The 13,632-nt window shown below is 37.5% G+C and carries 10 protein-coding genes; 4 read left to right on the top strand and 6 right to left on the bottom strand.

Annotated features, from left to right (window positions below; translation table 11 throughout):
- Positions 1-17 precede the first annotated feature (17 nt).
- Positions 18-125 (bottom strand): YjcZ family sporulation protein, encoded by a 108-nt coding sequence (locus ACQKIM_RS06830; protein WP_080647610.1) that lies wholly within the window; start codon positions 123-125, stop codon positions 18-20.
- 144 nt (positions 126-269) lie between these two features.
- On the opposite strand from ACQKIM_RS06830, the gene ACQKIM_RS06825 reads away from it, so the two are divergent.
- Positions 270-1,217, top strand: coding sequence for a peptidylprolyl isomerase (locus tag ACQKIM_RS06825; protein ID WP_427541006.1), 948 nt, complete (start codon positions 270-272; stop codon positions 1,215-1,217).
- A gap of 773 nt (positions 1,218-1,990) precedes the next feature.
- Positions 1,991-2,356, top strand: a complete 366-nt coding sequence (locus ACQKIM_RS06820) for a hypothetical protein (RefSeq protein WP_427541003.1) — start codon at positions 1,991-1,993, stop codon at positions 2,354-2,356.
- Between the two features lie 651 nt (positions 2,357-3,007).
- Here the strand turns inward: ACQKIM_RS06820 and yhaM are convergent.
- Genes yhaM through ACQKIM_RS06805 form a run of 3 tightly spaced genes read right to left on the bottom strand, consistent with a single transcriptional unit; the run spans position 3,008 to position 8,051 of the window.
- Positions 3,008-3,943, bottom strand: a complete 936-nt coding sequence (gene yhaM / locus ACQKIM_RS06815; protein ID WP_427541000.1) for a 3'-5' exoribonuclease YhaM — start codon at positions 3,941-3,943, stop codon at positions 3,008-3,010.
- Entirely contained in the window at positions 3,940-6,831 is a 2,892-nt protein-coding gene (locus ACQKIM_RS06810; protein ID WP_427540997.1) for an AAA family ATPase, read from the bottom strand. The genes yhaM and ACQKIM_RS06810 overlap by 4 nt, the downstream gene beginning before the upstream one ends.
- Before the next feature lie 5 nt (positions 6,832-6,836).
- Positions 6,837-8,051: a metallophosphoesterase family protein gene (locus ACQKIM_RS06805; RefSeq protein WP_427540995.1), complete on the bottom strand. Its 1,215-nt coding sequence runs from the start codon at positions 8,049-8,051 to the stop codon at positions 6,837-6,839.
- Positions 8,052-8,338: 287 nt separating this feature from the next.
- On the opposite strand from ACQKIM_RS06805, the gene ACQKIM_RS06800 reads away from it, so the two are divergent.
- Positions 8,339-8,524 carry a YhzD family protein gene (locus tag ACQKIM_RS06800; protein ID WP_427540992.1) on the top strand — a complete coding sequence of 62 codons (186 nt, stop codon included), beginning with the start codon at positions 8,339-8,341 and terminating at the stop codon, positions 8,522-8,524.
- A 61-nt stretch (positions 8,525-8,585) separates the two neighbouring features.
- Here ACQKIM_RS06800 and ACQKIM_RS06795 read toward each other — a convergent pair whose 3' ends face one another.
- The gene (locus tag ACQKIM_RS06795) at positions 8,586-9,368 is read right to left on the bottom strand and encodes an enoyl-CoA hydratase (protein ID WP_427540989.1); all 783 of its coding nucleotides are present in this window, start codon (positions 9,366-9,368) and stop codon (positions 8,586-8,588) included.
- A 137-nt stretch (positions 9,369-9,505) separates the two neighbouring features.
- On the opposite strand from ACQKIM_RS06795, the gene ACQKIM_RS06790 reads away from it, so the two are divergent.
- Positions 9,506-10,471, top strand: coding sequence for a rhodanese-related sulfurtransferase (locus ACQKIM_RS06790; protein ID WP_427540986.1), 966 nt, complete (start codon positions 9,506-9,508; stop codon positions 10,469-10,471).
- A gap of 421 nt (positions 10,472-10,892) precedes the next feature.
- Here ACQKIM_RS06790 and ACQKIM_RS06785 read toward each other — a convergent pair whose 3' ends face one another.
- Positions 10,893-12,545: an FAD-binding dehydrogenase gene (locus ACQKIM_RS06785; protein ID WP_427540983.1), complete on the bottom strand. Its 1,653-nt coding sequence runs from the start codon at positions 12,543-12,545 to the stop codon at positions 10,893-10,895.
- Positions 12,546-13,632 lie beyond the last annotated feature (1,087 nt).

Here is a 13,632-nt window from a genome sequence, read left to right as displayed (position 1 = left end):
TTTCAACATTTTATTAATTAATATAGGAACGCTGCACCAACGATAATTAATAAAATAAACAACACAACTAATAAAGCAAAGCCTGAGCCGTAGCCGCCACCGCCGCCATATCCTCCGTTGCTCATAACTTCACCCCCTTTCTTTTCTCTATCCTATGCGCTTCAAAAATGGAAATATAGGCTATACTCAAGGGGGAACCATTTTGTTTTTAAAACGTTTATGTTATAGTAAAAAATGGACGAAAACCATGTTAGGAGAGAATATCCACAATGAAAAAGACCGTATTATCTTTAACATTAGCCGCCTCTGTTTTAGCGCTTGGAGCTTGTAGCGGAGGGGACAGTAAAACAATTGCAACATCAAAAGTCGGTGATATTTCAGTAGCTGACTTTAATGAACAAGCGAAAACTTTAGCAGGTTCTTTTGTACTTCAACAAATGGCGACTGAAAAAGTATTAAGTGAAAAATACAAAGTAACAGATAAAGAATTTAAAGAAGCTTATGACAATTATGCAGCGCAATTCGGTGATGGCTTTGAACAAGCACTTGCTAAAAATGGCTTTACAGAAGAAGGCTTCAAAGATTCTTTACGCATTGAACTTCTTCAAGATAAAGCTGTAAAAGATACATTTGATACAAAAAAATATTATGAACAAATGAAAACCGAGCTAAATGCTCGCCATATTTTAGTAGCAGATGAAGACACAGCAAAAAAAGTAATTGAAAAAATTAAGGGTGGCGCTAAATTTGAGGATGTAGCCAAAGAATTCTCAACTGATACAGGATCTGCACAAAAAGGAGGCGAACTTGGTTGGTTCTCTGTTGGTTCAATGGTTCCTGAATTTAGTGATGCTGCTTATGCGTTACCAGTAAATACTATTAGTGAGCCTGTAAAATCTGCATATGGCTACCATATTATCGAAGTAACGGACAAGCGTGATGTAAAAGATATTGGCTCCTTTAAAGATGAAGAGAAGAAAATTAGTGAAACTATGCTTGAGAACTTAAAGAAATCTGGAGAAATTCAAACAGTTGCTAAAGACGTTGTCGCAAAATTAGTGAAAGAGGCTGATTTTAAAACATCTGATAAATCTTTACAGGAAGCATTAAAGACCTTGAGCATAACAAGTGAGGAAGAAGCAAAAGCGGCAGAGAAAGAAGCTAAGGCAGCTGAGGAAGCAGCTAAGAATGAAGACAAAGAAACAGAAAAAAAATAAGCTAATTTCCCATATGTTTTTTTCAAACTAACCTAAATTCAATAGCAAAGGAATGTCTGCACAAATTTAGGACAATCCTTTGCTTTGAAGATTGTGACCCATAACGTTTTCTGAGCGAAAAGCGCAGGGAAACCAATATAGCTTAGTAAGTATTTATGATAGAAAAGTAGTGAGTGCTGTCAAGAAAGTTAATACTTTCTCGACAGCCTTTTTTACGTTGACAAAAAGCTTAAATAAATTATTGCATTCTTAGAAACTCCATTTATCTTTCCTATAACTCCACAAGAACATATACTGAAGCAACATCAATACATCATCTTCAATTTCTATCTCACTCACTCCCCATAACTTATCATTTTTCAATTGAAAGAATCTAATATGGATGATAGATACACTTCTTACCAATTGATTTTCAATTAGGTTATATCCCGTCATTTTTTTGAATCGACTTATTCAGAAAAATAATCGTTAAAATTTGTTCGCTGTCACAAATAAACTATTTGTTTAAAAGAGAGGTATTGTATGTATGATAATGTCTAAGATTACCAAGCATAAAATCATTTTCATAGTGAAAAAGCCATTGTATGTATTTTCCACTTTCGACATTAGTAATTCCTAACAATGATTACTTTAATAACTTACAAAAGAAAAATATGGAAAATTTAATTTGATTTTCCATTGTAAATAATGGTAATATTAGTTTAACTCGAGGTTAGTATAATATGCTATAGCACTATTTATAATTATAAAAGAAAAAAGAGGGATTTTTTATTATGAAAATATCTAAAATATTCACTGGTTTAGTAGTTTGCGGAGCTTTAATTTTTCCAGGGGCATTAAGCTCTTCAGCACAAGAAATTAATGCTTCAACCTCTCCAGAACCAGAAGCATTAAATTTAACAATAGCAGAAACAGAATCATTGACTTATAGCATGTTAGCAAGTGAGGTTCCGTATATAAATGGCGGTCTTTATTTTACAACGTATTACGGACTAACACACAAATATGCTATCGCTATAGACCGAAATCCGCCTTACGCGCCTGCTATTTATTCGGGTACGCTAATTTATAATGCATCTCAAAGCTCACTTGGTTTATATTGGTATGAAGGAAGACTTTATCTACAAAATCCACTATAGTTGCTTTGAGATAGGCTAAAATGATTTATTGTCAACTATAGAGGGCTTTTCTTATCAATTAATGAAAAAATTCTTTTTAAGATGGTAGGTGCTTTGAATCACTTTGAACAGAGCACTTACTTTTTTAATTTTTCATACTATTTATCCTCCTTTAACAAATTGAGAAATTTATGCTTTTAATACAACTAAATATGGGTCATATAGTATTTATTAGTAGAAAGGTTTATATACAAAAAATAAAACTTTGCCCATTTATGATTGTTTAAGTTCTATGAAAATTCTCAAATCAATTATTTTAAGCGATATTTTATTTTTCACCTTGTTATCGATCGTGAATTTAATATGGTCAAATTTTAGAAAGCTTTCTTTGAACGATGGAGTTGAAACCTGTTCTACATATATTTTGATTTAAAAATACTATTGTTTAGAAATTAAAGAATGCTTTTCTTAAATTTTGACGAATCTTAAACGATTTTTCAGACTTCAAAAACCCATCAAAATTTTCTGTTCCCACAAAAAAGTTTCCTTATAATATACTCTATAGTTACATAAGCCACTATTATTAAAATTAACTTATTAAATAATTCAGCAACTAACAATATCTTAGCATAAGAAAATAGGGCTGCTGAAATTTCTCAGCAGCCTTATTTTCTATATAGTTGGCTTATAAAACGATCGATTATCGAGTGGGAATAATCTCTCTGTAAATTCACCAGGAGTTGTTTTACCAAGTGCTCGTGTTAGCATGTTCATTTTTGCATCAATATTATCAATATAATGCAAAATTTCTGCTTCCTGAAGCATTGGCTTTTTGGGACTGCCCCATTCTTCCTTGCCGTGATGGGATAATACCATATGCTGCAATAGCATAACCTCTTCTCCCTCAATTTCTAGTTCACTAGCAATTTTAGCAATCTCATTTACCATAATCGTAATATGACCAAGTAAATTCCCTTCAACTGTATACATTGTTGCGATAGGACCTGAAAGCTCCACTACCTTACCAATATCATGCAAAATAATGCCAGCAAATAATAGGTCACGATTTAATGTAGGATATAAATCAGCAATAGCTTTGCCAAGTCTCAACATGGATACCATATGATCAAGTAATCCTGAGGCATAATCATGATGGTTTTTTGTCGCTGCTGGAAATACTAAAATAGCATCCTGATGTTTTTTAATAGCTGCACGCGTAATTCTTGAAATATGAGGATTTTTAATTTCAAAGAAATATTGTGTTAATTCTTCATATAATTGTTCTTTAGGCGTAGCTGAAGAAGGAACTAAATCATGGATTGCAATTCCCTCCTCTGGCTTTGCCACACGAATGGCTTTGATACGCAATTGATTTTTCCCTCTGTAGTCGTGAATTTCCCCACCGACACGCACAATTGCTTCAGCATGATACATCTTTTCATGATCTTCATTCGTATCCCACAGCTTTGCCTCAATATCTCCACTTTTATCTTGTAATAACAACGACATAAAGGGCTTTCCAACCGTTGTAACCCCTTTTGTCGCTTGTTTAATTAATAAAAATTGATCAACTGCTTCTCCAACCTGGAGCGTCGTTATTCCTTTCATGTTGACGCCACTCCCCTTTCATTTGCTAATGAGCTTATATCGACAATTTGATCTTTGCGCCAATATTTGAGCATCGTGTCATGACAAGTAAAATATAAAACTTGGCGTTCATATCCTACTTCTTTCATTAATTGTACCATTTTGTCTGTTCGGATTCGATCAAAATGGACAAAAGGATCATCCATAATAAATGGAAATGGTGCAGAAGTTGAAAGTGTTTTTGCTAGTGCCATACGTAGTGAAATATAAGCTTGCTCCTTCGTCGCCTGTGATAGTTCCGCCATATGATAATGTAAGCCGCTAGTAGCATCCTGAGCAACAAAATAGCCTGCATCGTTAATGAATAACTTTGTATAACGTCCACCTGTTAATAAACAAAAAATAGCATTAACCTCTGTTAAAACATAGGGTAGTTTTTCTTCTCTTAAGCTGAATAATGTTTCATGAATAGCATTAGACAATGCTTTTTTTGTTGCCCATTGCCCTATCAGCTGTTGCAGTATGGATTTCTCTTGCTCAAAATGCTGAAGCAATTGACCATAATTCTCGTCATTTAGAAGATGCTCCTTTTGGACGTGTAGTGTAGCACGTTGCTCTAAGCATTGATCTATAGCTAACTGACTCGCACCCTGTTCCGCTTCCAGAGTATTTAAACGTTCACTTAGCTGACTGTCATGTATCAATGACTCATCGTTCGATATTTCCAATGAAACAAGTTGACTTTTTATTGTAAGGAGTTCAGCTTTGAAGTTCTGCTGTTGCTCAAATTGTTCATGTTTCTCGTAGTACTCCTTTTCTAATTGAACATTTGCCTCACTAAATAATTGAGCAATTTGTGATTCAATGTTTTCTATATGAGACTGTATCCCTTGAATACTGATAGTAAGATCAGTCATTTGCTCTTTTGTATGCTGAGTCATCTGTTGCTCTTGCTGAATAGTAAGGAATGTAGTACGCAAATGCATAAAAATTTCTTGTTCACTGTACTCTGCCTTGAGAGCCTGTTGTAGCTGTTCAAATAGCTCGCGTTTTTCTACCTGTATCGTTTGTAAAAGGTTACTTGTACTCTTTCTTTTTGCCTCTAGCTCTTGAGCTCCCCGTATTCGCATAAAAAGCTCTGGTAACAATGTTCTCGCTATATTCCCCTCTAAACGAAAGCGCCCTAAAAATTGTTGCAGGGATTGAGTTGCTTCCTCACTCACTCTTTCAGCCTGTTGAATTTTATATTCTAGTTGCACATATTGATGTTCTTTTTCTTGCTGCTGTTCCTGTACCTGCAACAAACGTTCCTCAAGCTTTTGTCTTTTCAGTAGAATCGCCTGAGCAATATTTTCCTCCTGCTCTAATTCGCGGATAAGCTGATTAGACTGTCCTGATGCTTTATTTTCATCTCCCGAAAACTTCAAATATAAAATAAGGAATAACACGATAGCTGCTCCTAAAACGATGACAGCCATGTTTTTCCCAAAAACACCATATATAATTGAACATATACTTATAGCTAATAAAATCCATATTAAAGCACTGGATTGCTTCTGCTTTGAGCGCTGTGACCTTACATGGCGTAATTGCTCAAGCTTTCGTTTACGTTGCGGCCACTGTGCTAAAATATGTTCTTCTTCCGCTGTTAATGCCTCCTGTTGAAGACGCTGCTTATGCTGGGCAATTGAATCTAGCTCGATGTGTATTTGCTCTAGGGAACGTAAATGAAATTTTAACTCTTCCTCCGCCTCCTCCAGCAGACTTAGCTGGTGTTGAAACTGCTCCTCTTGTTGCAATGAGACCGTCTCCTCAAGGAGCTTCAACTGTGCTTCATTTTCCTGTACACCTAATAATCGAAACTGTGCTTCTATTTCTTGCTCTAATAAATACAAATCATCCATTAAGTTTTGTTCTTTTACAATTAACTGATTCCATGTTGCTTCCTTATTCAAAAGTCGCGACATTTCATGTATAGCTTGCTCATCCACTGTTAATGACAGTTTTTGTTGTAGTTCTTGAACCCGCTCTTTTTGCTGCTGCAATTGCAATGTTTCATGCATTAGCCGATCCTTTAATTGCTCATAGCGTCTTATCCCTTCTGGTGGAAACTGCACATGCTCATAATTCTTTAATGTTTGCTCCAGAGCCTTCTGCTGTTTCATAAGAGGCATTGCCTGCTTAAGAATGTTGAGCTGCTGCCAATTCTGTTGCTGTAATTTTTGCTGCTTGTACAAGTCTTCAAGTTTTTGGTCAAGCTGCTTTAATTGCAGCAATTTGCCCTCAAAGCTTTGAATATTACTCTGCTCTTGCTTAATAGTGCGTTCAAGCTGCTTTAATTGCTCTAACTTTTGATTAATAATAGGTATCTTTCCTGACTTTTTAAAAAGATCACCAGCCTCTTTTTCCACTTTCCTTTCAATAGCAGACAATTGTTGAACGCCTGTTGTCCCTGAGGCAATCAACAATTGTGTCAACTCCTCCTCAGACATTTTCTCAATGCCCTGTAACTCATGTAAAGAGAAGGAGAAAATTGACTCAAAGGATGCCCTTGAATAGCCATAAAGCAGCTTTGCTAATAGCTCGTCCTGTCCAACTGTCCCATCTTCAAGATAAACCGTGACATCTCCAGCTGCCCTTCCTTTAACACGCTCTATGGTACATTGCCCATATATTGGATGCCAAATTGTCAGCTGACCGCCAAATTTAGTTGAAGTTTTTGGTTCATATTTGCGTTGCGTTTGATTTTTTGTAGGAAAACCAAAGAGCATTTGTAAAATAAACTGTTGAATCGTTGTTTTTCCAGCCTCATTCATGCCATAAAAAATAGTAACACCGTCAGATAAAGAGATTGTGATATTTTCATGCTTCCCAAAACCATAAATTTGGATTTTTCGTATCGTCAGCATGTCATTCACGTCCTTTGAATTTCTTCTGCTAATAATTCCTGTGCATTGTGCACTAAGGCTTTAATATCCTGTTCAGTTAAAGGTTCGATAAATCTTGCACCACCTGCATGTTGATATAGGTCCTTTAGTATATCCTTCCAGGCTGAAATATCCCATTGCTCCATTAAATTCACCACAGATTCAGTTGCAGCAGTATGTTCGTACAGCGAAGATGAATTATGCAGCGCTAGCTTCTGTACCCAACACATTGGTTCCATCCCATCTTCTGCCTCCCGTATAGTTTCTAGCCATGCATCTACCGTAGCATGTTCAAATAAAGAAGAGGCTTGTTCATCAATGTTTTTTAAGTGAAGCTCCACAACGGACGCTCCATAGGTTTGTCTATTAAGAGAAAGTGCTTCCTCACACTTTTTTAAAAGTTCATTTGCATGAAAAATGTTTTTGCAATCTACCTCCACAGTATTATAAACAACAGCAGATGTCGGTATAAAATCCAGTTCAACAGAGGCTTGCGATAAAGTGATATCATAAAAACCCTTAATTCCCTGTTCCTTACGATGTCGACTTTGAATATTACCTGGATACACAATAGGTGGATTTTGATGTAACAACTGGCGTTTATGAATATGTCCTAAAGCCCAATAATGATAGTTTTTTTCAAGCAACTGATCCTTTGTGAAAGGTGCGTAAACTGCATGTGTGGTGTCACTAAACTCACTGCCATGGAGCATGCCAATATGAAGTACATGTTGGTCAGAGGCAATAGGATAACTCTCTATCTTTGATTCCTTTACATGACGTTCACCATAACTAAAGCCATAAATATTCACTTGCTGTCCTCGTATTTTTAGCTGAACAACGCTAGTCTCCGCTGGCAATTCATAGACATTACTTGGTAAGGCAAAGCGAGTCCAAGAACCATTTAAGTGATCGTGATTGCCATAGCTTAAAATTACTGGGATATTATGTTGAAAAAGTTTTTCCATTGCCTCTTGGAATCGGCGCTGAGCCTGTAAGCTACGATTTTCACCATCATAGATATCACCAACTATTAGTAAAAAATCAGGTTTCTCATGAATAGCTTTATCAATAATTGTATTAAAAGCCTCAAAAGTACTTGTTCGAATTTTTTTAAAATTATGTTCAGGTAAACCAAATAAGCCCTTAAATGGACTATCTAAATGTAAATCCGCCATATGAAAAAAACGAATTGCAGACATCCAATCACCTCAAGTAATAAATAATTTGAATCTTCGCAATATCATATCTACTTTCTCAGTTACGAAGAAGTTTGGATAAAATATCATAAATTCAAACCGAATATTTGTTCTATTTTATCATACTTCTCATTAGATGAGAAATTTATTCAATATATATTCCCTAATTATATCGCCTTCAATTTTCCACAATTTTCGTAATTTATCAAAATTTCCGCTAGATTTACCGTGAAGTTTATAAATCTTCTATGTATAATAGATATATATTTAAGTAAAGGGTGGGGTGTAGAATGGAGCATTATCGTTTCACAGCTTTTGAAAAAACAGGGGAAACATTGTTTGATGAAACATGGTCTTTCGAAAACGATGAGACTGCAAAAATTAACGGTCAACAGCAAATCGAAGAAAAAGGTGTTGCCGATAAAACTCATCGCCTTGTCAACTCTTCCGGTAAATTAATCCTATTCCATGTCTAAAAGTGACTAGTAAAAGGCACGTAGTAATAGCTCTACGCGCCTTTCACTATGTTACCCTTAATTATTTCCCCGTAAAAACTGGTGTTCTCTTCTCTACAAATGCATGAATTCCCTCTAAATGATCAGCTGTTTTCCGCATAGCTGTTTGCCCCTCTGCCTCCAATGACAAAATACTTTCTAATTGAGGTAAATTTTGAGCATGCAGTATTTTCTTAGTTGTAATCATAGATGCAATTGGAGACGCCAACATTTTTCCAACGAGCTGGTCAGTCACTGCAAAAACAGATCCCTCTGGAGCGACGTAGTCAATTAATCCTGCTTCATGTGCTTCTGTTGCGGTTAATACTTTGCCCTCCCATATCATTTGCTTTGCCTTAACAGTGCCCACACGTTCCTTCATAAAGAAATGACCACCTCCATCAGGGATAAGTCCAATGCCAATGAAATTCATCGCAAGCTTACTATTTTCACAGGCTACAACGATGTCTGCCCCTAAGGCAAGACTGAAGCCTAATCCCGCAGATGCTCCGTGAATTGCGGCAATAACAATCATCGGTAGTTGATAATAGGCTTTTACAATTCGAGTTAAATAAACCATTGCCTCTTCAATATTAAGCGGTTTATTTGGATCTAGCATTGCTTTAATATCACCACCTGCTGAAAAGACCTTCCCCTCTCCGCGAATAACAAGAACCTGTATATCCTGTTCTTTTTGTAGTGCCTCAAAGCACTCCGCCAGCTCACGCATCATAACATCATCCATAGCATTCATCGCCTGTGGACGATTTAATGTTAATGTTGCTCGACGCTCTAATTTTTCCAAAGTAATTGTTGAAAATTCCATCCTAGCACCCCCAAATATGAATAGTCATTCACTATGTATAATTCTAGTTTTTTTAGAAAACTCCTTCTATGCTGCGCAAACTTGCACTTGATATGCTATATTTAAGGTCGAATATTGTTTAAAGGTGGTTAAGTATTGTGACACAGAAAGACTATCGTGTATTACTTTTTTATAAATATATTACGATTGAAGATCCTGAAGCATTTGCTGAAGAACATTTAGCGCTATGTAAAGAAATAGGACTTCTTGGTCGTATTTTAGTAGGGCATGAAGGAATTAATGGCACAGTTTCAGGTTCCATAGAGCAAACGGACGCTTACATGGAGCAGATGAAGGCTGACTCTCGTTTTAACGATATCATATGGAAAATAGATGAAGCGAAAGGGCATGCTTTTAAAAAAATGCATGTTCGTCCTCGTCACGAGATTGTGCATCTTGGTTTAGAGAATGATATTAATCCTTTAGAAATAACTGGAGAATATTTATCACCAAAAGAATTTATGAAGCGCATGCAAGAAGACAATACCGTCATTCTTGATGCACGTAATGATTATGAGTATGACCTTGGACATTTCCGTGGGGCCATTCGTCCAGAGATCGAAAACTTCCGCGATCTTCCAGCTTGGATGGAGGATCATAAAGAGAAATTTACAGGTAAGCAAATATTAACATATTGTACAGGCGGTATTCGTTGTGAAAAATTCTCAGGCTGGTTAAAGCGTGAGGGGTACGGTGAAAGCGTAGCTCAATTACATGGGGGAATTGCCACATATGCGAAAGACCCTGAGGTGAAAGGGCAGCTTTGGGATGGACAAATGTTTGTCTTTGACCGACGTCGCAGTGTACCAATTAATCAGGTTGAACATGTGGTTATCGGGCAAGATTTCTTTACAGGTGAGCCATCAGAACGCTATACGAATTGTGCAAACCCAGAATGCCATCGATTAATGCTTTGTGAAGAAAAGCACGAAGCATTTTATATGCGCAGCTGTTCAGATGATTGCCGCCGGGCAAAGCGTAACTTCTTCGTTGAAGAAAATGGCTGGACAACGGAGCAGGTCGAGGAACAAATTGCTAAAATTGCTCAAATTCAAGTAGTTTAATGAGTCACCTTTCTATTTAGACAGTTTTATAAATTTTCACATCAAAAAAGCATCATCCAATTTGCGGGTGATGCTTTGTCCTTTGGTGAATTGTTTTTATTTAGTACCTGAGCAGTTTCGTGCTTTACCTGAGCGTTTTTCACTTGGACTCGAGCACTTTTCGCCTTACCTGAGCGTTTTTCTCTTGGACCCGAGCAATTCCACACCTTACCTGAGCGTTTTTCTCTTGGAACCGAGCAATTTTGCGCTTTACCTGAGCGTTTTTCTCTTGGACCCGAGCACTTCCACACCTTACTTGAGCGATTTTCTCTTGAACCCGAGCTATTTTTCACTTGGACTCGAGCACTTTTACGCCTTACCTGAGCATTTTTCACTAAACTTGAGCGCTTTCACATCACGACGGAGATTTCCTCTAATTTTCTTATTCTCCTTTAGCTAAGTAGCGTCCAACCTGTCGCCCACTATATAAACAGCCTCCCACAAATGTTCCCTCTAAAGCTCGGTAACCATGAACACCGCCACCTCCAAAGCCACTTACTTCACCAGCCGCAAATAGACCTGGTACTGGCTGACCATCCATCCCGAGTACAGCGCCATCTAAATTTGTCTGTAGACCTCCTAACGTTTTCCGCGTTAAAATATTTAAACGTACCGCAATAAGTGGCCAATTATCAGGGTCTAATATCTTATGCGGCTTGGCAACGCGCACTAATTTATCTCCAATGTAATTCCTTGCCCCATGAATGGCATTAATTTGCAAATCCTTTGTAAATTTATTATCCATTTCCCGATCTCTTGCCATTATTTGTTCCTTGATTTTCATAAAATTAAGAAGCTCGTTACCTGCTAACTTATTCATGCCATCAACTAATTCCTTTAAGTTATCAGCTATAACAAAATCCTCCCCATGTTCTTTAAATGCCTGAATTGGAGCTGGTGGACCTGGCAAAATACGTTTAAGAACTTCTCCTATGCTTTTATTGGTTAAATCAGGATTTTGTTCAGAACCCGATAGAGCAAATTCCTTTTCAATAATCTTTTCCGTTAAAATAAACCACGAGTACTCATAGCCTGTTTTTTGAATGGCCTCTAGCGTACTTAGTGTATCAAAGCCCGGGAAATTTGGTGCACTGAAACGATTTCCCTCTGCATCAAACCATAATGATGACGGGCCAGGCAAAATGCGAATACCATGATTGGGCCAAATCGGGTCCCAATTTCTTAACCCCTCTGTGTAATGCCACATACGATCTCGATTAACAATACGCCCTCCCGCATGTTCCGTAATCTCTAGCATTCTACCATCTACATAGGCAGGTACACCACAAACCATATTTTTAGGAGGTATGCCCAGTCGTTGTGGCCAATTTCTTCTTACTAAATCAAAATTTGCCCCTATGCCACCACTAGCTACAATTACAGCCTTGGCTTCGTAGGCAAACTCACCTATTCCAATCCTTGAGCTCTTCTCTCCACGGCTTGCATAACTTTCGGCTAAAACTGTTCCGCTAATTCCGTCAATCTTTCCCTCATGTTGAATAAATTCATCAACACGATGTCTTGGTTTAAAATCTATAAAACCATCCTTTATTGCCTTTTTTACTTTATCTGCAAAAGGCTTTACGATACCAGGTCCTGTTCCCCATACAATATGAAATCGAGGCACCGAATTTCCATGACCCCCAGCTAATGAGCCTCCCCGTTCAGCCCAACCAACTACAGGAAAAAACTTTATGCCTAACGATTTTAGCCACTCATATTTTTCACCAGCCGCAAATTCAACATAAGCCTTCGCCCATTTAAACGCCCATGAATCTTCGTCTTCCAAGCGATCAAAGCCAGCAGTACCTTGCCAATCTTGCCATGCAAGCTCCTTACTATCTTTAATACCAAGTCGTCTTTGCTCAGGTGAATTCACTAAAAATATTCCGCCAAAAGACCAATATGCCTGTCCCCCCATTGAATTTTCAGGCTCTTGATCTACCAATAATACTTTTTTCTTGGCATCTACTAATTCACACGCAGCAACTAAACCTGCTAACCCTGCTCCCACAATTACAACATCATACAACATTTTACACCCCCAAAAAATCAATCGTACTTTACTAACATTCTTCCCTAATAGTTCGTTTACCTTCTACTTTTCATATTTTTGACGAAAGTGTGACAAGAAAAGAATGTTCGCCTTCTTCTTGAAAACATTGAAAAAACCCCTCGCCTCAGCAATTATCTCCCAATAAATTGCCATATAATTTTTCACTTCGACTTAATCTCAAATGCCCATTTCACCTGACTTAAGACATTTCGTTAGCGCTTTCATTGTCCTCTCTGAAAAGACGAACTATTTTAGGATAAAAAGAATAAAAAGTTCGTTTTTAGGTATTTTTCAGACTTTTGAAGTCAATATTTTTTAACTTTTTCAGAAATATTATTGACAAAGGTGAACAATAGGGATTATGATGTTAACAAATTTAATTACACAAAAATATAACGACGGAGACACGCTAGTCGCAAGAAAATCTCAAGAGAGCTGATGGTTGGTGTAAATCAGTGATTTCTACGATAATAGTTCCACTCCTGAATAGATAGGCAGAACATCCCAAAGTAAGCTTATCCGTCACATGCACGTTACGCATATAGCTAAGACTGCAAAAGTTCTACTAGCAGTGATTAAGGGTGGTACCGCGAACCAATATTTATTCAGCCTTTCGCCCCTTACAACGCAATAACTGTGTTTGTAAGGCGTGAAAGGCTTTTTTATTTTCATTCTGCACTACTTTACTGCGCGAAAGCGAAGCGACAGCAACACGGTTTTATCTGTGCGAAAGCGAAGCGACAGCAACAACACACGACTGAGTGACCAACATCATGTTGCTGCCGCTACGTTAGCACTACGCTTTCGCACAAAAAACATCATGTTGCTGCCGCTGCGTTAGCACTACGCTTTCGCACAAAAAACATCATGTTGCTGTCGCTACGTTAGCACTACGCTTTCGCACAAAAAACATCATGTTGCTTCCGCTACGTTAGCACTACGCTTTCGCACAAAAAACATCATGTTGCTTCCGCTACGTTAGCACTACGCTTTCGCACAAAAAACATCATGTTGCTGCCGCTGCGTTAGCACTACGCTTTCGCACAAAAAACATCATGTTGCTGTC

It is taken from the genome of Lysinibacillus sp. NPDC047702 (assembly GCF_050272555.1).
GTDB lineage: Bacteria > Bacillota > Bacilli > Bacillales_A > Planococcaceae > Lysinibacillus.
The sequence above is the reverse complement of the archived record's forward strand: the minus strand, read 5'-3'. Positions and strand labels throughout refer to the sequence as shown.